This is a genomic window from Paenibacillus sp. J22P218, assembly GCF_056269195.1.
In genome coordinates this window covers 1-19,618 of the sequence record NZ_JBWDNL010000007.1, presented here as the reverse complement: position 1 = coordinate 19,618, position 19,618 = coordinate 1, and the positions used below count along the sequence as shown (strand labels likewise).

At 53.6% G+C, this 19,618-nt stretch carries 14 protein-coding genes; 13 read left to right on the top strand and 1 reads right to left on the bottom strand.

Translation table 11 applies throughout. From position 1 onward, the window contains the following. Positions 1-19: 19 nt before the first annotated feature. The 6 genes from AC0YN0_RS25990 to AC0YN0_RS25965 all read left to right on the top strand — a co-directional run bounded on the left by AC0YN0_RS25990 (position 20) and on the right by AC0YN0_RS25965 (position 8,426). Positions 20-1,660: a urocanate hydratase gene (locus AC0YN0_RS25990; protein ID WP_475823870.1), complete on the top strand. Its 1,641-nt coding sequence runs from the start codon at positions 20-22 to the stop codon at positions 1,658-1,660. Positions 1,661-1,705: 45 nt separating this feature from the next. After that, positions 1,706-2,812, top strand: coding sequence for a DUF917 domain-containing protein (locus AC0YN0_RS25985; RefSeq protein WP_475823869.1), 1,107 nt, complete (start codon positions 1,706-1,708; stop codon positions 2,810-2,812). Between the two features lie 2 nt (positions 2,813-2,814). Further along, positions 2,815-4,359, top strand: a complete 1,545-nt coding sequence (locus AC0YN0_RS25980; protein WP_475823868.1) for an HAL/PAL/TAL family ammonia-lyase — start codon at positions 2,815-2,817, stop codon at positions 4,357-4,359. A gap of 48 nt (positions 4,360-4,407) precedes the next feature. Then, on the top strand, positions 4,408-5,841 hold the full coding sequence (locus tag AC0YN0_RS25975) for a dihydroorotase (protein ID WP_475823867.1): 1,434 nt from the start codon (positions 4,408-4,410) through the stop codon (positions 5,839-5,841). Continuing rightward, on the top strand, positions 5,813-7,075 hold the full coding sequence (locus AC0YN0_RS25970; RefSeq protein ID WP_475823866.1) for an allantoate amidohydrolase: 1,263 nt from the start codon (positions 5,813-5,815) through the stop codon (positions 7,073-7,075). The genes AC0YN0_RS25975 and AC0YN0_RS25970 overlap by 29 nt, the downstream gene beginning before the upstream one ends. Positions 7,076-7,238: 163 nt before the next feature. Then, positions 7,239-8,426, top strand: a complete 1,188-nt coding sequence (locus AC0YN0_RS25965; RefSeq protein WP_475823865.1) for an alpha/beta hydrolase family protein — start codon at positions 7,239-7,241, stop codon at positions 8,424-8,426. Here the strand turns inward: AC0YN0_RS25965 and AC0YN0_RS25960 are convergent. Beyond that, the gene (locus AC0YN0_RS25960) at positions 8,410-9,492 is read right to left on the bottom strand and encodes a GIY-YIG nuclease family protein (RefSeq protein ID WP_475823864.1); all 1,083 of its coding nucleotides are present in this window, start codon (positions 9,490-9,492) and stop codon (positions 8,410-8,412) included. The genes AC0YN0_RS25965 and AC0YN0_RS25960 overlap by 17 nt on opposite strands. Positions 9,493-9,655: 163 nt before the next feature. Here AC0YN0_RS25960 and AC0YN0_RS25955 point away from each other — a divergent pair, with 163 nt between their 5' ends. From AC0YN0_RS25955 to AC0YN0_RS25925, 7 genes are all read left to right on the top strand, one after another. Then, entirely contained in the window at positions 9,656-10,459 is an 804-nt protein-coding gene (locus AC0YN0_RS25955) for an undecaprenyl-diphosphate phosphatase (protein WP_475823863.1), read from the top strand. Between the two features lie 39 nt (positions 10,460-10,498). Next, positions 10,499-11,137, top strand: a complete 639-nt coding sequence (locus AC0YN0_RS25950; protein WP_475823862.1) for a nucleotidyltransferase domain-containing protein — start codon at positions 10,499-10,501, stop codon at positions 11,135-11,137. A gap of 449 nt (positions 11,138-11,586) precedes the next feature. Then, positions 11,587-12,633, top strand: a complete 1,047-nt coding sequence (locus AC0YN0_RS25945) for a LacI family DNA-binding transcriptional regulator (RefSeq protein ID WP_475823861.1) — start codon at positions 11,587-11,589, stop codon at positions 12,631-12,633. A 418-nt stretch (positions 12,634-13,051) separates the two neighbouring features. Beyond that, positions 13,052-15,865 carry a beta-galactosidase gene (locus tag AC0YN0_RS25940; RefSeq protein ID WP_475823860.1) on the top strand — a complete coding sequence of 938 codons (2,814 nt, stop codon included), beginning with the start codon at positions 13,052-13,054 and terminating at the stop codon, positions 15,863-15,865. Between the two features lie 19 nt (positions 15,866-15,884). Further along, positions 15,885-16,853, top strand: coding sequence for an ABC transporter permease (locus AC0YN0_RS25935; RefSeq protein ID WP_475823859.1), 969 nt, complete (start codon positions 15,885-15,887; stop codon positions 16,851-16,853). Between the two features lie 20 nt (positions 16,854-16,873). Then, complete coding sequence (locus AC0YN0_RS25930) at positions 16,874-17,785, top strand: carbohydrate ABC transporter permease (protein WP_475823858.1); 912 nt, start codon at positions 16,874-16,876, stop codon at positions 17,783-17,785. Positions 17,786-17,889: 104 nt separating this feature from the next. After that, a complete protein-coding gene (locus AC0YN0_RS25925; protein ID WP_475823857.1) occupies positions 17,890-19,500 on the top strand; it encodes a DUF3502 domain-containing protein in 1,611 nt (536 codons plus the stop codon). Positions 19,501-19,618 lie beyond the last annotated feature (118 nt).

Sequence of the window (19,618 nt, the reverse complement as noted above, 5' to 3'; positions counted from 1 at the left end):
CTAGAAAGGAGCCTCGCGAATGGACTTGATTAAAGCGCAAAGAGGAACGGAGCTTCGCTGCAAGGGCTGGCGTCAGGAGGCGCTGCTCCGCATGCTGGAAAACGTACTGGAAAACGGCGAAAACCAAAAGGAACTTATCGTGTACGCATCGCTCGGCAAAGCCGCTCGCAACTGGCCTTCCTATCACGCCATCGTGAACACGCTGCTGACGCTGGAGGAGGACGAGACGCTCGTCATTCAGTCAGGCAAGCCGATCGGCGTGTTCAAAACGCATGTGCGCGCTCCGCTGGTCATTATGGCCAATTGCAACATCGTCGGGCGCTGGGCGACAAGCGATAACTTCTACTCCCTTCAGGAAAAAGGGCTGATCATCTGGGGCGGGCTCACGGCTGCCGCATGGCAGTACATTGGCTCGCAGGGGGTGCTTCAAGGCACCTATGAAATTTTTCAGTGCATCGCAAGAATGCATTTTGGAGGCAGCTTAAGCGGCCGCTTTATCCTTACCGCGGGACTAGGCGGGATGGGAGGCTCGCAGCCGCTTGCAGGGAAGATGGCGGGAGCGGCTATCCTATGCGTCGAGGTGTCGGAGGAGCGAATGGACAAGCGAATCGCGGCCGGGTATTTGGAGCGCAAGACCAGCGATCTGGACGAAGCGCTGCGCTGGATCGCCGAAGCGAAGGCGAGCGGTTCAAGCGTATCGGTCGGGCTGCTGGGCAATGCGGCGGACGTCTATCCGGAGCTGCTGGAAAGAGGCATCATTCCGGATATCGTTACCGATCAAACGTCGGCGCATGATCTTCTATACGGCTACATTCCAAGCGGTTATTCGGTCGCCGAGGCCTCTGAAGCTAGGGGCGCGGAGCCGCAAAAGCTGCAAGACGACGCCGGAGCTTCCATCGCAAGGGAAGTAGGCGCAATGCTCGCATTTAAAGCGCGCGGCTCAATCGTTTTTGACAACGGCAATAACATTCGAACGCAAGCGGTCAAATACGGCGTGCCCGATGCGTTCGACATCGATATATTTACCGAAGCGTTTCTGCGCCCTCTGTTCGCAAGAGCAATCGGGCCTTTCCGCTGGATCGCGCTTAGCGGCAATAAGGAAGATATTCGCATCATCGACGAGTATATTTTGGACGAATTCAAGGACAACGATATCGTGACCAACTGGATTGGGTTGGCTAACGCCTACGTGCCGGTGGAAGGGTTGCCTGCTCGAATCGGCTGGTTCGGGCACGGCGACCGGACGAAGCTGGCGCTAGCGGTTAACCAAATGGTCAGAGAAGGCAAGCTTTCGGGACCGATCGCCTTTTCCCGCGACCATCTGGATGCCGGCGCGATGGCGCATCCGACGATTATGACGGAGAGGATGAAGGACGGCAGCGATGCCATCGCTGATTGGCCGTTATTGAATGCGATGATGAGCTGCTCGTCGATGGCCGATTTGGTTGCCATCCATTCGGGAGGCGGCGGTTATGCCGGCTTCATGACCAGTGCTGGAATTACGATCGTAGCCGACGGAGCAGAGGCGACGGAGGAACGTTTGCAGACGGCGCTGACTAATGATACAGGCCTCGGCGTGCTTCGTTACGCCGATGCCGGCTACGAGGAATCGTTCGACGAAATCGACAAAAAAGGGATACGGCGCGTTAACGCCGATTGATATGAGCTGCACACTTTCACTACTACCTGGCAGGAGGATAATGACATGCGTGAATTAACGAAAGAGGACGTGCTCGCAGCAGTCCGGGGAGGTTCCGTCTATGCAAGCGGAGGCGGCGGCTGGGTCGACCATGGACTAGAAATCGGAGGCGCGGCGCTGGCGATCGGCAAACCGAAGCTTGTATCGGTGGATGAGCTGCCGGACGATGCGATCGTGCTGACATGCACGGCAATCGGCGCGCCTGCAGGTACGGATTGGCAGATGCTAGGCAAAGATTATATTAAAGCGGTCGAGCTCATTATGGAGCAGTACGAGGGAAGGATCGTTGGCGTCATGACGCCGCAGAACGGCATGTCGAGCTCGATTAACGGCTGGCTGCCCGCTGCCGCGCTCGGCCTTGTCGTCGTAGACGCCACCGGCGACATCAGGGCGCATCCAACCGGCAAGATGGGTTCGCTGGGACTCGCTTCAAGCCTTGAATACGAGACCATTCAAGCGGTAGTCGGCGGCAAGCCGGAGCTTGGCTCGTATATCGAGCTGGTCGTGAAAGGAACGCCGGCGCGTACGTCCAATATTTTGCGAACGGCATCCGATATGGCTGGCGGGTTTATCGCTGCCGCTCGGCATCCGCTGCCGGCGAAGTATATAAGGGAGCATGCGGCGATAGGCGGCATATCTATGGCGATAGAGCTTGGAAAGGCCATTATCGAGGCGGAGCAGCAAGGCGCAGAGCATGTGCTTCAAACGATTTGCGGCCATACCGGCGGCAAATTGCTGGCCAGAGGCCGCATAACGAAGAAGGACGTCCATTATGCGGGCGCTTTCGACCTTGGCACGATTGATTTGGAAGAAGCGGACGGCAGAGTTGTGAAGCTGCATGTCATGAATGAATATATGGCCGTGGATGGGCCGGACGGAGAGCGGCTTAGCACCTTCCCGGATGTCATCGCCACCTTATCGCTGGAGACGGGACGTCCCGTAAGTGTTGGACATATCGAAGAAGGGGCGGAGATCGGCGTATTCGTCATTGACCGTTCCCTTATTCCGCTGAGCTCGAGCGTGAAGGATCCTTCCGTTTATCCGGAAGTGGAGCAAGCGATGGGAATCGAGCTGCTGAAATATTTGGGAACGCCGTCCGGAGCAGGGGTTTAGCCGTGAATAGCGGGAGGGTAGATCGCGGGGAAACGCTGCTCCTTGACGGAAGAAGCCTTACGATACAGGAATTATACAACGTCTCGCACGGAAAGAAGCGGGTTTCGGTAGCTGCGGCGGCGACGGAAAGACTTGAGCGGTCGCGGAAGCTCGTATTCGAGCTTGCCGAGCAGGATCAGCCCGTATATGGTCTGAACCGAGGCGTAGGCTGGAACAAGGACAAGAAGATTACGCCCTCCTTCTTCGAAGAATTTAACCGTAATTTGTTATTTTCTCATCATGCAGCAGTTAAGCCGGAGGCGACGGAGGAGGAAGTGCGTGCGGTACTCCTAGCCAGGTTGAACGGCCTTCTCCTAGGACATACGGGCGTCCAGCCGGCGGTCGCCTTGCGATACGCGGAGTTTCTTAATCACGGCATTCATCCCGTGCTGCGGCTTCGCGGGTCGGTCGGCGCTTCGGACATTACCCTTATCTCGCCCATTGGTTTGGCCATGATCGGTGAAGGGGACGTGCGCTATGGCGGCGAGCTCATCCCGGCTGGCGATGCATTGCTTCGGGCAGGGCTGGAACCTTTGCGAATGGGACCGAAAGACGGGCTCGCAATCGTCAGCTCCAATGCGGTATCGTCCGGAATCGGAGCGCTGGCTTTGCATGAAGGCCGCCTGCTTCTGGAGCTTGCAGACGCTGCGGCTGCGTTGTCGCTCGAGGCGCTGCGCGGCAATGTCAGCACGCTCGATCCCGCCGTGCATCATGTCAGACCTTATCGAGGGCAGCTTGAGAGCTTGGATGGCATTCGTCGTTTACTTCGCGATAGCGACCTTTGGGACAGTCAAGATGCCGAATCGCTGCAGGACCCGCTAAGCTTTAGGGATGCTTGCCAAGTTCACGGAGCCGCAAGAGATTCGTTTGCCTACACGGAGAGTCGGCTTGTTACTCATTTGAACAGCTCGGATGACAACCCGTGCGTGCTACCGGATGAGGGACGAATCGTAGCCTGTGCAAATTTTGATCCGATTGTATGGGTGCTCGGCTTCGAGATGCTGGGCAATGCGCTTGTCCACGTCTCGCGGAGTTCCTGCTTCCGGACATTAAAGCTGGGCAACCCCGCCTTTACGGGATTGACCCGCTTTCTTACCGCGGATGAAGCATCGTCCATCGGCTTTTGCACCGTACAGAAAACGGTAACCGCAATTGACGCCGAAATTCGCCATCTGTCCAATCCGGCTTCCGCCGATTATTATTCGCTCGCGGGAGAGATCGAGGATCACGGCACGAACGCGCCGTTCGTCGTAGCCAAAACAAGGGATATCATTGATCGGCTGTTCTACGTGCTCGCTATCGAGCTGCTGCATGCCGCGCAGGCGATTGATTTGCGCGGGAAGCTGCGGCTAGGTAAGGGGTCGGCTGCCGCATATCGTGCCATTCGCTCCGTTGTGCCTTTCTTGGACCACGATCGTGAGCATACTAAGGATATTGAACAAATATATGAATTGTGCAAAAGCGGTCAACTGCTGCAAGCCATCAAATCCGCATTAGGCGAGCAATAATAGTTGTCTTATCATCTCGATTTCTATCGAAAGAAGTGAACCTACAAAATGAAAGATCAAGCCTACGAACTTTCCGTTCGCGGCAATTTGGTCCTGCCCGGCGGTAGAATCGTGAATAACGGCGTGTTGGCAATAAATCAAGGCAGCATTGCGGCGATATTAGAAGATGGAGAGCCGTTTGACTCTTGCAATCATCAAGACTTTGCCGACATGTGGATTGTCCCCGGAGCGATAGATGCGCATGTTCATTGCTTCAGCGAGCCTTCCGAGGGAATATCGGGAGCGACTCGCTCCGCGGCAGCCGGCGGCGTGACGACGATTATCGATATGCCATACGATTCCGACGAGCCGGTATGGACGGCAGAGCTTCTGGAAAGGAAAGCCGAACGGATTGGGAGGGAAGCGTTCGTTGACGTTGCCTTGCTTGCGACGATCCGGCCGGATGGCGACATGGGCGAAATCGCCAGGCTCACTGAAGCGGGCGCTTGCGGCTTTAAGCTATCCACGTTCAATACGAACTCATATCGATTTCCTCGAATCAATGACGGCGAAATGCTGGAAGCGTTCGAGCATATTGCCGCTCAGAACCGCGCCGTCGGCCTGCATGCCGAGAATGATGAAATCGTTCGCCGGCTTTCGAGGAAGCATGAGGCGGGGGATGTGCATCATGATCCGCTGCTGCATTGCAAATCAAGGCCGCCGGTTGCGGAAAGCACGGCCGTGGCGACCGCGCTTGAGCTTGCTTATTGGTCCGGGGCGCATGTCCACTTCCATCATACGACCGTTCCGCATGCGGTAAAGTTGGCGGAAAGCTATGCAAGGGAAGACGTTGCCGTAAGCGTCGAGACATGCATCCACTATCTCGTGCTAACGGACCGCGATATGATGCGCCTTGGTGCCAAAGCTAAGATCAATCCGCCGCTTCGAGCGCTTACGCATCAATCGGAGCTGTGGGAGCAGTGCAGAAACGGGGCTATAGGTCTCGTAACCTCTGATCATGCTCCTTGGAAAATCGAGAGAAAAAGCGCGTCGAACATTTTCGACAATGCATCGGGTGCGCCGGGAGTAGAAACGCTTGTGCCGTTATTGTATGCCTTCGGCGTAGCGGAAGGGCGGCTGTCGATCCACGACCTTGTAAGGTTAGTGAGCGAAAATCCGGCAAGAGTATATGGACTCTCCGATCGCAAAGGCGCGCTCAAAATAGGCGCGGATGCCGACTTTATTGCGATCGATCCTGCCGCTCGGTGGAAGCTCGACGAGAACGACCAGCATAGCAACGCAGGCTGGAGCTTGTATCACGGACTGGAAATGAAGGGCCGAATTGGGGCGTCCTACGTTCGCGGCCATGAGGTTTATGACGGCAAGTCCGTGTCCGATAAGCGCATCGGGCAATTCGTTAAGCCCAGCCATGCGTCGTATTTGCCATTGAAACCTTACAAGGAGGCGAAGAGCAATGATTCGGTTGTCGTTGAAGCCAAGTGAGGCCAGAATCTGGTCCGATATTGAAGCATTAAGCAAAATCACGAATCCGGAGCGGCCATGGACCAGACGTCCTTTCACGGCGCTATATGAAGAGGGACGCGTTTGGCTTAAGCGGGAGATGGATTCGCTGGGGCTAGATGTTTATCAGGATGCTGCCTCGAACGTCATTGGCCGACTTGCGGGACGCAAGCCTGAGCTGCCTCCTATTATGGTGGGGTCGCATACGGATACCGTTACTGGCGGCGGACGATTCGATGGCATAGCGGGTGTAGTGGTAGGGTTGGAAATCGTTCGGATGCTGAAGGAAGCGGGCATTCAATTGGAGCATTCGCTTGAAATCGTCGATTTCACGGCGGAGGAACCAACCGATTTCGGCGTTTCAACCGTCGGAAGCCGGGGGATGGTCGGCAACCTGAGCGAAGATATGCGCAATAGCCGTGATCCGGAGGGACGCGTGCTGATCGATTGTATCGCCGAAGCGGGCGGTAATCCTGCTCGGCTTGAACAAGAGGCGAGGAAGCAAGGCTCGATTGCCGCTTATTTGGAGCTGCATATTGAGCAAGGCCCCGTCTTGATGGAAACGTCCAAACCGCTTGGGGTAGTAACCGGAATTGTCGGCATTAGCCGATATCAAATAACGGTTATCGGGCAACCCGATCATGCCGGGACAACGCCGATGACGATGCGGCGCGATGCCTTGCCAGCGGCCGGAGAGCTGTTTGTCGAGCTGGAAACGATTTGCCGCAAAACATACAGCAGTCCTGTTGTCGGCACCATCGGCGTCGTAAATGTTAATCCGAATGCGGCGAATGTCGTGCCTGGCGAAGTAACGTTTAAATTTGAGGTTCGAAGCATCGACGCCGCGTTGATCGCCGAAGTGTGCGAGCAATATTTGGAACGCGCCAGAGCACTGGTGGAGAATCGGGGACTATCCATTCGAATTGAAGCTCTGACCCGCTCTGAACCGGTAACCGTTCCCGAGCAAATCCGCAGCGCGCTTGCTCTGGCATGCCGTGAAACGTTAGGGAGCGACTCGCTGTATGCCGAGCTGCCAAGCGGCGCCGGCCATGACGGCAACCAATTGAGCCGGATTGCGCCGATCGGGATGCTGTTCGTGCCAAGCTTAGGCGGACGCTCCCACTGTCCGGAAGAATGGACGGATATTCAGCCTATCGCCCAGGGAGCAGAGGCATTGGCTCGCGCAATCATTCATTTGGACAATAATGTGGTTTAAACCAAATAAATAAATGCCTAGCGATTCTGAGGTTGTTAACCTCTGTTTCGCTAGGCTTTTTTTAATTGAAACGGGGATAGTCGCTTGATGGAGGAAGGTGTATGATCAATGCAAAGATTCCTTTAATAAACTGCTACACTAATGGAGAGAAGGTTGGGATGGTATGATACCTTTATTCGGTAAAAACGGCGAAGTTCCCGCCAGGCTGACAGTCGCTTTCGCGGAGGGCAGCCTTTGGAACGATGGCGGCGTTGCAGGCTGTTTGGACGCATACTTCGGGAAGCATCACCCAAATCGGGAGATTCGTTTTGTTAAATGGGCTCAGTTGGAAGCAGAGCCAATCGATTGGGTCCTATTAAGCTTGCATTCTACTGCAGAATCATTGAAGCGATCCATCGAGAGCGTACGTTCCGCCGGTGCTAAGGCGATCGTTGTCGTGGAGTCTGATTCAGTATTGATCAGAGAGAGTGCGGAACTTGAGGCGGACTACGTTGTACGGCTTGACGAAATGCCGGCGGGGCTGTCTCAAATGAAGCTTGATTGGCTAGTTGCTAGAAGACTGATTCAATCGTTGTTTAATATTACGTTGGAACGAGAGCTGCAATGGGATGACGGTATTAAAGTCGGAGAATGGAACGGCTATAAACGTAGCGAGTTCATGCTGGAAGGAAGAGAGGGGTTCATCGTGGCCCCGAAGGATTACGCGCCGGGTAAGCCATGGCTATGGCGTGCCGAGTTTTTCGACGCCTTCGCAACCGTTGATCGGGCGCTTCTCAGCCAAGGCTGGGCAATCGCCTATTACAGAATCAGCGATCTGTACGGTTGCCCTGGAGCGGTAGATCTGATGGAGAAGTTTCATAGATTCGTTACCGAGACGTTCGGCGTGGCCGACAAGACCGTCCTCTTCGGCTTCAGTCGCGGCGGGCTTTACGCGATGAATTATGCGATTGCCCATCCCGAACGCATCCGTTCCGTTTACTTGGATGCCCCGGTGCTCGACATCAGCAGCTGGCCGGGCGGCAAAGGTAAAGGAGTCGGCGCAGATTGGGAATGGAAAACAGAATGGGAGCAGTGCAAAGCCGTCTATGGCATGACGGATGAGGAGACGGCCTATGAAGGCGTATCGCCTCTTGATCGGCTCGAGCCGCTAGCCCAGGCTGGCGTCCCGATCATTGTCGTTGCAGGCGATGCGGATATTCCTGTTCCGATGAGCGAAAATGCGTCGGTGCTTGAGGAGAGGTACCGCAAGCTCGGCGGAGAGATCGAGATGATCGTCAAGCCGGGAGTTGGGCATCATCCTCATAGCTTGGAGGATCCAAAGCCGGTCGTGGATTTTATTTTGGCGCATTGACGCGGTATTCATAATTAATTCGACAGAGCTGCAGCAGCTCGTATTTGACCCCTCGCTTTGGGATTGTGATCGTAATGGGGGCTGCTCCCCGAGGGTTTAACGCTGAGCGGACATTTTTCAATTCGTCGATCTCATTCACGATCAGTTCGTTTGGCCTGCTTTGTCCCTTAATCGGCGCATAGTGCGTCATAAGAAACGTATCAACAGCATTGTCTTGCGTTCCGTCGTCCAGGGGCAGCAACTGGAATTCGCTCAGCATGCCTTCTTTTACTTTGGCGATCATGACGAACGGATGTTCAAAGTAAAGGACGTCTTGGTCAATCGCGGTTTGTCTCTCCACGATTTGTTTGTCGGATGCATGCTCCAGGTTGCGAATGCTAAGAAGGAGACGTTGCGCCTTCTCGAATTGCATCAGCTCCGCATAGCGCTCCATTTGCGCATATAAGGTTTCGATCAAGCTTTCCCCTTTGTTCATGAGCAGTTCCGAAGCCTGGCGCACATTGTCCAAGTAATCCGATTCTGATATGAGCCCTTCACATACGCCGCTGCACTTGCCGATATGGTATTGCAGACAGACGCGCTTCGGCATAGGATCGCAAGTACGCAGTCCGTAATGCTCGGCTACGACCGTCAGGAGCGCATCGCGATATCGTGAGCTCTTGAACGGACCTAACTTCTCGCCGGCGGATTCCTTGGAACGGCTGCTCATTTGATTTCGGTAGTAGACTTCCAGTCTAGGAAGCTTCTCCTGCGTAAACTGCAAGTAGGCGTAGCCGCTTTCTTCTTTCATCAGAGCACGGTTGTAGGGGGGCTTATGGAGCTTGATCAAATTATTTTCCAATAGAAGGCTCTCTGCTTCGTTATTGACGAGCACAATCTCGATAGAGGCGATTTCTTCTACGAGCTGTTTGATGCGTTTATGCTCATGCTGCTTGGTGAAGTAAGAGCGCAGCCGATTCCGCAAGCTTTTGGATTTGCCGATATATAGGATGCGGCCATCGGCGCTCTTCATCATATAGCAGCCAGGACTTTCCGGATAATCGCCTGGTTGGAACAAGAACGGCATAGGCCTCAATCTCCTTGTACGGGCTTGTCTATTTCTGGCATAATGGAATAACTGCAGCTGGCAACTTATATATCTAGTAAACAAGCAGCATTGTAATTATAGTATACTTTGCTAAGTTATCGCACTCACTAACCGATAGGGTAAGAAAGGCGGACAATGATTTATGTACGATTTCATTAAAGCGATTATTCTTGGCATCGTAGAAGGGTTGACGGAGTTTCTTCCGGTATCGTCTACGGGCCATATGATTCTTGTGGGAGACTTGCTCAATTTCGAAGGGGAAGCGGCGGATACGTTCAAAATCGTCATTCAGCTAGGCGCGGTCATGGCGGTGCTCGTTCTCTATTGGTCTAGGTATATGGGCATATTGAAGGACATGCTGGCCTTTAAATTCAAGACGCCGGGCAAGCTGAATGCCCTTCATCTCATCATCGCGATGATTCCTGCGCTTATCGTTTATTTGGTATTAAAGGACTTTATCAAGGAAGTGCTGTTCGGCTCGGATAAAGTGCTTATCGGACTCGTTATTGGCGGCATACTGATGATTGTTGCGAGCCGCGTCAAGCGGAAGGTAACATCGGAGAATACCGACGACATTACATACAAGCAGGCACTGGGGATCGGCCTGTTCCAATGCTTGGCGCTCTGGCCGGGCTTCTCCCGATCGGGCTCCACGATTTCCGGCGGCTTGCTGCTCGGAACGAGTCAGAAGGCTGCTGCGGACTTTACGTTCATTATATCGGTGCCGGTTATGTTCGGGGCGACGATTCTCGATATGTACGATAGCCGCGAGCATCTGACCTCGGACGCGCTGCTCTTGTTCCTGATCGGCTTTATCGCGGCCTTCGTTGTCGCTATGATTGCGGTTGTGACATTCCTTAACTTGATCAAGCGGCTGAAGCTGGAATGGTTCGCATTGTACCGCTTCGTGCTTGCGGCGGTATTTTACTTTTTGGTCATGCGCTAACCCATTGGGGCAGCGCATCTAGCCTAGGAGGATTGCGGCATGGGGACTGATATACATAATTGGGAACCTATAACTCTATCGGAAACTGAGGGCATATTCTCCGTGCTCCCTGTAAGATGGATGATCGCCGGCGGCTGGGCATTGGATCTGCATGCGGGCAAGCAGTCCAGGCCGCACGGCGATATCGATATCGTTCTTTTTCGAGAGGAGCATGTCGCCGCCTTCGACCCGTTGTCGGCAGAATGGGAGCTTTACAAAGCGGAGAAGGGCAAGCTTAGCAGATGGCAGCAAGGCGAGTATCTAAACGCGACAAACGATATTTGGGCTCGCAGGATAGGAGGCTCGTCTTGGGCATTCCAAATGATGCTCGTCGATACAGAGCAGGGGGACTGGGTGTACCGAAGAGAAACGGCGATTCGCAAAGCTGCTGCTGATATACTTGTCCGCACGAAGGAAGGCATGCCGTACTTGAGGCCGGAAATACAGCTGCTGTACAAGGGAGGCAGCTCGAACATTAGGGAAAAGGATGAGCAGGATTTATGGCGGATGCTCCCCTTGCTTTCCGAGGACGAGAAACAATGGCTCAGCTCTGCGTTAAGCATCCAATTTCCTGGTGGACATCGATGGGTCGACGCTCTGCTCTTCGGTGTGCGGCGTTTGTCGAACGGCAATCGATAACGTCGAAGGTACCATGTGAAATCAATAAGACAATATGTCGATGTGTGGAACTGGGGTTACGAGTTTCATAGGATCAGCAGCAGTTTCAAAAAGTTACATAACGATGAACCTCAGCTTTCCGCTTTGCAGTGGAGCGTTTGAGGTTTTTGCGCATTAATGGGGATATTTTTGACGTGAAGCCACTTTTGAGTGGAAAACATACAGTCAAAACCGGCATTTTAGCCCTCAGCAGCTTTTTCTCGTCTAAATGACTGTACAATATCCAATCAAACTCTGATGTCTTCTCGTACCTCTAAGCGAGGAGAATGAATGTCTGACAGCTCTATAGGAGAGGAGTCGAACTTTGTCGTATAAATAGATTTGAAAAAGCTGGAAAATATTCGTTTTTATTTTGGAAAAAGTCTGCTATTCTACCTAAGAACGGATCATGGGAAAGGAGCGACCCACATTTGAAACCGGTCACGGTATACGACATAGCAAGGGAAGCGAACGTCTCGGTAGCGACGGTGTCGCGCGTGCTTAACAACACCGCTCCCGTGAAGAAATCGACGCGCGAGCGGATCGTCGAGCTCATTAACAAGTATCAGTTCCAGCCGAACGCGCTGGCTAGAAGCTTATCGAAGAAGGAGACAGGCATGATCGGGGTCATTTTACCGGACATTACGAACCCGTTCTTTCCCGAGGTGCTGGCAGGTTTGGAGCAGGAAGCGAGAAGCAAGGGATATACTTTCTTTCTTTGCGATACCGCATCCACGAACGGCGATTCCAAGGAGCAGTATGAACGTGAATCGCAATATTTAAATATATTGCTGGAGAAGCAGGTGGATGGTATCGTCATGATCGGCGGCCGAATTAATCTAGCCAGGCCGACGAAGGAGCAGGTCAGCGAAGTCATCGAGGTGAGCAAACGCGTGCCGACGGTGTTGATTAACGGGAGCTTGCCCGGCCAATCGATGAACCGTGTATTTGCCGATGAACGCGAAGGCGCCGTGCTGGCGACTCAGCATCTGATTGATCTAGGGCACCGCGATATCGCCTTTGTAGGCGGTTATCGGGGCATGTCCAACACGCTGCAGCGTATTCAAGGCTTCGTTCGCACAATGGAGCAAAATGGACTGACGGTTCGCAAGGAATGGCTGCTAGATGGGGGCTTCTCGGTCGAAAGCGGCAAGCGGTTCATGAACCAGCTGCTGCAAGAAGCGGAGCTTCCGACCGCTATTTTCTGCGCGAACGATCTTGTTGCGATCGGCGTCATGAAGGTTGCTTACAAAGCCGGCATGTCCGTGCCTCAAGATTTGTCGCTAGTCGGCTTTGACGATATTCCGTATGCCGCGAACAGCATTCCCGAGCTGACGACGGTTTCTCTGAAATGCTACGATGTGGGCCGAAGCGCCGCAGACGTGCTGCACCAGCTGATTACGAAGACGAAAGCGAATAAGCATACGAGAGTAAGACCGGAGCTCATCATACGAGAGACGACTGCGGTTCCGAGATAAGCAAGGTGAAGATAAGACGAATAGCAGCTCCAAAAAAAACTTATTGACAACGCTTTCATGGTTGAATAGAATCAAGGTGTCTAAACTTTGGCAGTTGTCACACTCACAAATGAAACCCGTTACATTTCTTTTTCGGTGCTTTCACACATACGACGATCCGCACACGATACACGTCAGGATACCGCAGAAAAAACAATTATTGTTTTTTTTGAATTCTAGCCAGTCATTTAGAATTCTGCGCGAAACGATTGCTTAACGCCGCCACTGTAGAGGCGTTTGGCCGTTCACGCTCGGTCGATTGAGAGTGTATTTATTTTTGCCAAAAATGTAACGGGTTTCATGAAACGGGTTACATATTTCGATGATTATTGCGAACATTATTCGCGACTAAACACTAAATGCGGTAGGGGGTTAAGGCATGAGCATGGACATTCAGGCGAAGGCAGCCGTTCAATTCGAAGCAGAAGCGGTACGCATTCATGGCAAGCCGCAAGTACTGCTAAGCGCGTCGTTATTTTACTTCCGCATTCCGAGGGCTTACTGGAAGGAGCGGATGGAGCAGGTTAAGGTGTTCGGTTACAACAGCATCGACGTCTACTTCCCTTGGAATTATCACGAGCTGGCGGAGGGGGTATGGGATTTCGGCGGCGAGCGTGATATAAGCGCTTTTCTAGCGGCTGCTGCGGAGGTTGGACTGTGGGTTGTAGCCAGACCTGGACCGTATATTTGCTCGGAATGGGATGGCGGCGCTCTGCCGGCGTATTTGTTCGCCAAAGACATGAAGCTTCGGGATAACGACGATACATTCCTGCGAAGCGTATCAAGCTGGTACGATCGGGTACTGCCGCTGTTGAAAGCTTACCAGGCGGGAGAAGGCGGTACGGTTATCGCGGTGCAGCTCGACAATGAGCTGGACTTCTACGATTGCTCCGATCCGGCGGGGTACATGGCAGCGCTTCGCGATAAGTCGCTGGCTCACGGCATTTCGGTACCCATCTTCGCCTGCGCCGGACAAGGGGGATTGCCGCAGGCATCCGGTCTTGCGGACGGAGTCGTTCCGACCTGCAACTTCTATCCGGACAATCGCGATCCGGAGTTCGAGTCCAAAGTATTGCATTATCGTGATTTGTTGGCCGAGCGGAACTACCCGCTGCTCGTGACGGAGACGAACAGAGCGCATTACTTGCTGCGAAGATTGCTAGCCTGCGGCGCCAAGCTGCTTGGGCCTTATCTGCAAGTATCGGGTACGGACTTCGGCTTCACGAACGCGACGAACAATTGGGGTAAGCCGCTTGCGTTCATGACTTCGGATTACGATTTCGGCGGCATGATTTCGCCGGAAGGCCATATCAGGCAGGAGGCTTACGAGGGCAGGCTGCTCGGACGTTTGCTTGAAGCCTACGGCTCATCGCTAGCCGCCGCTACGGTAGCAAGCGCGGAGGAAGCAGCGAGTATGGCAGTCGCAGGGGAAACGAGCGGAGTCGTTGGACCGCATGTATTGACCTTGCAGGACGGAGGGCAACTGCTGTTCATAACGAATTTGGACGATCGCGACAAGGAGCTTGCATTCTCGGATGCACGGATCGTAGGCAGAACTACGACGTTCGTGCTGAAGGGCGGTCGATCATTGGCGCTTCCGGTGCAGCTGCCGCTTACCGGCTGGGGCATTCAAGGGAAGCTTGCACAGTCGACAGCGGAGCTCTATATGGCGAAGCGGCTTGCAGGAGGCGCGGCGATTGCGTTCCACACGGAAGGAAGAGGCCGCATCTTGCTGGAGCTGGGAGAAGGCTGGTTCGTGGAGAAGGCGCATCATCTAGCAGCCGAGCAGCGAGATAGTGCGCTGCAGTTAAGCTTCGAGGGAAAGGAAGCTGCCGAGTGCTGCATTCGACTGGCGGACGGAAGCGAGCTAACGCTTTATGTGCATAGCAGAGAGGATGCGCTTATTGCCGAGCCATTCGATGAGCTTGGAGCGATCGCCTTCGTCGAAGCTATCCGCTATGAGAGTGCTGAAGAGCATCCGGTCATCGCGTATGGGATAAGCGCAGACGATGAGGCTAAGCCGATCAACCCTCGCGAGGATCTAGTCAGCAGAGAAGCGAAAGCAAGCCGCTTGGAAACGTTAGGCGTATATAGAGGCTATTCCTGGTACGAAGCCTCTGTCGATGTGCCTGGCGGCAAGCCCGTGCAAGGTATTCTGCTTCGCGAAGCAAGCGATGTCATCTCGTTGTATGCAGACGGTGATTATGTCGGTACGGCAACGCCGGGCGGCGGCAGCCGCTACATGCCGCTGGACGAAGCGCGTCCGTTGCAGGAGGGCAGGCTCACCGCCCGAACTGAAATATGGGGTCATACGAACTTCGATGACCCGAGGCTTCCGGCATTAAGGCTGAACGCGATGAAGGGAATGTCCGGCATGGCATCGATAACGGCTGTGCGCGATCTAAGCCGGAATTGGAGCGTATACCGCGCAGACAGGCGAGAGCTTCAGGAAGCTCTTATTGGCGACACCGATCGGAGTCTGTGGCCGATCGTCAGCTTCGGCGGCTGGTTGTCTCCCGATCATCCGGCATTCGAATATTATAGCCGGACCTTCCGGGCAGCGGCGGATGCCGATTCGTGGACGCTTTATTTTCAAGACTTGCAGTCGCATGCGAAGGTATATGTTGCGGATACGTCTGCCGAGTTAATCGTCAACCCTTTCGATCCCTATGTCGACATTACGCCTTATGTAGAGGCAGGCAAGGAGACGCGGTTGACCCTATTTATCGAGAGAGTGCTCGGATTGCCATCCGGCAATGTCGTCTTATACGAGGGCAATGATGCGACCGATTGGTCCGTCAGCGGGGCGGAGGAGCCGCAACTGGCAGCGGCGGCAGAAGGGGAACGCGATCAAGCAACGCGAGCGGAGCTGCCGATCTCGCTCGAACCGGGAGCAACGGCTTGGCTGTATGGGGCGGTCGTCAATTCCAGCTCGGGCGCAGGCTGGCGCATGAAGTTTACTGGCAGGGGGCTGAAGCTGACCGTTATGCTGGAGGATCGAATCATAGGCAGACTATGGCTGCCTTGCGATGATGATCGCCCAGTGCTGACAGGGGGAAGCACGAATTCGGCTTACTTGCCGGGTGCTTGGCTTCAAGGGGGTGAAGGCAGAGTCCGGATATGGCTGGAAGCTGTCGATCGCAGCAATAAAGGTACACTGGATTCCATCTCGTTCACGCCTGTTCAATGCTAGGCAACAAGGAGGGATTACCATGTCAACCGCTCTGAAAACATCCGTCCCGAGCAGCAAGCCCCTGCCTGCCGGTTCGGGACGGCTCAGGCGCTTTTGGAATAACAAGACGTTAATGCTTATGTGCTTGCCTGCTATCCTCTTCTTCATCATATTCGCCTACTTGCCGATGCCGGGCTTGTACCTTGCGTTCATTCAATACAACTACTCGGACGGCATATTCAAAAGTCCATTCGTCGGCTTCGACAATTTCCGCTTTCTCGTCATCAACGGCGACTTATGGCGGCTCACCTTCAACACGGTAGCCTACAATCTGGTCTTTATCGTGTTAGGCAACTTCCTGCAAATATTCGTCGCCATCCTGCTTAACGAGCTGCGCAAAAAATGGTTCAAAAAAGTATCGCAAACGCTCATGTTTCTTCCTCACTTCATCTCGGCCGTGCTTATCGGCCTCATTGCCTACAACATCCTCAGCTACGACTACGGCCTGTTGAACGGGATACTCGAATCTCTTGGCATGGAGCCAGTCAAAACCTACTCCAATCCTACGATCTGGCCGTTCATTATCGTCCTCACCTTCTTATGGCAGGCTACCGGCTACGGCTCCATCATTTACTTCGCAGCTATCATGGGTCTCGACAATGAAATTATCGAAGCCTCGGAGATTGACGGTGCGAACGCGTTCCAGCGCATCCGCTACATTATTATTCCTTGGCTGAAGCCGACGTTTATCATTCTGATGCTCTTCTCGCTCGGCGGCGTTCTTAAAGGAAATTTCGGACTCTTTTACAACCTTGTCGGGGCGAACAATACGGCGCTGTATCCGACGACGGATATTATCGAGACCTACGTATTTCGGGCGCTTATGACCAACTTCAACTTCTCGCTCGGCAGCGCCGTGAGTCTCTATCAATCCGTCTTTGGCTTCATCGTTGTCATTACCGCGAACTGGCTTGTGAAGAAAGCGTCGCCCGAGAACTCCCTATTCTAACCCATTAGGAGGTGACTGTCATGGAACAATCGGAGGAGTCCAGAAGCATACGAACCGATATGAGCGGCATTATCGTCAGAGTGTTCGGCTATGCGTTCATATCCTTCTTCGCGCTTTGCTGCTTGCTGCCTTTCCTTCTCATACTCGGCACTTCATTCACCGCGGAGGGAGCTATTAAGAAGTTTGGCTTTAACTTCTGGCCGAGAGAATTCAGTACGTTCGCGTACAAAATCGTATTCGAAAATCCCGATATGATGATCGGCTCGTATTTCGTTACACTGGGCATCACTTTGGCCGGCACGGCAATCGGTTTGTTCCTGGTTGCGATGACCGGCTACGCGCTCCAGCGTCCCGACTTCGGCTACCGCAACGGGATCTCGTTCTTCATCTACTTCACGACGCTGTTCTCCGGCGGGTTAGTTCCTTTTTACCTGCTAATGACGCAATATTTGACGCTCAAGGACAATTACTTGGCTGTGCTGCTTCCGGGGCTGCTTAGCCCGTTCCTCATTATTATGATGAAAAGCTTCGTGCGCTCGATTCCGCATGCCATTACCGAGTCCGCCAAAATCGACGGCGCAGGCGACTTCACGATTTTCCTGAAGCTGATTCTGCCAATGACGACGCCGGCGCTTGCCACGATCGGCTTGTTCATTGCCTTGGGGTACTGGAATGAATGGTACAACTCGATGCTGTTCCTATCGGCGGATATGAAGTATCGTCCGCTTCAGCTGTTTCTGTACAACACGATTACTAGCGCTGATTTCATTCGAAATTCCGCTGCCGCCTCCAACGTAGAGCTGCGCGATGTGCCGCTGGAATCGATGAAGATGGCGACTGCAGTCGTCGCTACGGGGCCGGTTATTCTGTTCTACCCGTTCGTGCAGCGTTACTTTATTAAAGGGATTACGGTTGGCGCGGTAAAAGGGTAGTGTTTGGCGTTTGGTGTTCGATGTGCCGTAGGCTGTCTGTCGCAAGCGGTCTATTCACATAGCGGGCTAAGGCCCAATTAATCAAACCAAAGGGGAGAATAGCAATGTCCAACTTGAAGCGAATTTCCGCGCTGCTGATTGCGATCATGATGATCTTCGTTGTAGCGGCCTGCTCAGGCAATAACGGAGGCAACAACGAACCGCCAGCCGAAACGAATAAAGGTGCAGCGACGAATGCCCCAGACAACAGCGGAGAAGAAACGAAAGGTCCGGATACGTCCAAGTTCGTCAAAATCAGCTACGTCGTACTAGGCAATAAACCGACCAATGGACAGTTCGAGGCGGTGCTGGCCGAAGTTAATAAACTGATGAAAGAAAAAATCAACGCAGAGCTGGAATGGAAATGGGTGGAGTGGGCCGACTGGACAACGAAATACAACCTGCTGCTCGCATCGGGCGAAGCGATCGACCTTATCACGATCGGTACGGACTGGCTCGATACTTGGGGCAACGCTCAGCGCGGCGCATTCATGAATCTTGACGATTTGCTGCCTACGTACGCGCCGCAGACGTGGAACTCGATTCCGGAAGAAGATTGGGCAGAGAGCAAATTCAATGGAAAAATCGTACTCATTCCCGAAAACGAGTACACGCAATGGGTTAACCACGGCTTCTACTATCGCGGAGATTGGGCGAAGGAAGCAGGCATTACGGAGCCGATCAAGGATTGGGAAACAATGGGCAAATACCTTCAATATATTAAAGACAACAAGCCGGATGTTATTCCTTGGGACGCAGCTGCGCAAACGAGCACGTTCGGCGGTTATGTCGCATCATACTCCGATAACTTGGAGCTGCCGATCGCCACGGGCTACCTGCCGATCTACGCAACGAAATCGTATGACGAGAAATATACGGTGAACAGCCCCGTATTCGAGGATACGTTCCTGAACTACGCCAAGCTGATGAAGGAATGGGCAGACAAAGGCTACTGGCGCGAAGACGTATTGAACAATAAGAACGACGCACGCGCAGCACTCCGTGCCGGCTTGTCGGGCGTTGACCAGCATCATACGCAAACGTTCGGCGGACTTCGCGTCCAAATGGACAAAGACCAACCGGGCTCCGAGCTGCAAATGTTCCCGTTCCACCGTACGCGCGCCAACAACCTGATGGAGCTGTCGATCACGCATGGCGGCACATCGGTAGGCGCGCATAGCAAAAACCCGGAACGCGCGCTTATGGCGTACGATCTGATTCGCAACGACGAGCAAATTTATCACCTGATCAACTACGGTCTCGAAGGCGTTCAATATGAAGTAGTAGATGGCAAACGTCAACAGCCGGCAGGCTACGACGAAGCGAAGCACGCATTCTACGCCGACTTCTGGGGCGGCCGCGTCGACAAATTCGAAATTCCGAGCGCAACGACATGGGATCAATTGGAAGAAACGCTTTATGCGGAATACGACGGCTACAAAAAACCTTACCCTTACGGCCAATTCGTCTTCGACAAAACGCCGGTCGAGGCTGAGCTTACAGCGGTTACGCAAGTATCCGGCGAGATGGGGCCTGCCATTGGGTACGGTAAAGCAGGCGATCCGGTCAAAGCGGTTGAAGAATTCCGCAACAAGCTGAAAACAGCGGGCTACGACAAAGTGCTCGCCGAGCTGCAACGTCAAATGGACGCTTACAAGAAGCTGATCGAAGGTTAATCGAATAAGCCGAGTCACAGGGGGAGCGGCCCCAAAACCCAGACGGGTTTTGGGGGGGCCCCGTTAAAAATTTTTAACACGCGACCCAGTTTTTTTAATACCCCCCCATAAAAATAAA

Coding starts and splice junctions, on each gene's coding strand:
- AC0YN0_RS25970 (WP_475823866.1), top strand. CDS start 5,813: ATGATTCGGTTGTCGTTGAAGCCAAGTGAGGCCAGAATCTGGTCCGAT.
- AC0YN0_RS25935 (WP_475823859.1), top strand. CDS start 15,885: ATGTCAACCGCTCTGAAAACATCCGTCCCGAGCAGCAAGCCCCTGCCT.
- AC0YN0_RS25955 (WP_475823863.1), top strand. CDS start 9,656: ATGTACGATTTCATTAAAGCGATTATTCTTGGCATCGTAGAAGGGTTG.
- AC0YN0_RS25960 (WP_475823864.1), bottom strand. CDS start 9,492: ATGCCGTTCTTGTTCCAACCAGGCGATTATCCGGAAAGTCCTGGCTGC.
- AC0YN0_RS25930 (WP_475823858.1), top strand. CDS start 16,874: ATGGAACAATCGGAGGAGTCCAGAAGCATACGAACCGATATGAGCGGC.
- AC0YN0_RS25940 (WP_475823860.1), top strand. CDS start 13,052: ATGAGCATGGACATTCAGGCGAAGGCAGCCGTTCAATTCGAAGCAGAA.
- AC0YN0_RS25985 (WP_475823869.1), top strand. CDS start 1,706: ATGCGTGAATTAACGAAAGAGGACGTGCTCGCAGCAGTCCGGGGAGGT.
- AC0YN0_RS25965 (WP_475823865.1), top strand. CDS start 7,239: ATGATACCTTTATTCGGTAAAAACGGCGAAGTTCCCGCCAGGCTGACA.
- AC0YN0_RS25975 (WP_475823867.1), top strand. CDS start 4,408: ATGAAAGATCAAGCCTACGAACTTTCCGTTCGCGGCAATTTGGTCCTG.
- AC0YN0_RS25925 (WP_475823857.1), top strand. CDS start 17,890: ATGTCCAACTTGAAGCGAATTTCCGCGCTGCTGATTGCGATCATGATG.
- AC0YN0_RS25990 (WP_475823870.1), top strand. CDS start 20: ATGGACTTGATTAAAGCGCAAAGAGGAACGGAGCTTCGCTGCAAGGGC.
- AC0YN0_RS25950 (WP_475823862.1), top strand. CDS start 10,499: ATGGGGACTGATATACATAATTGGGAACCTATAACTCTATCGGAAACT.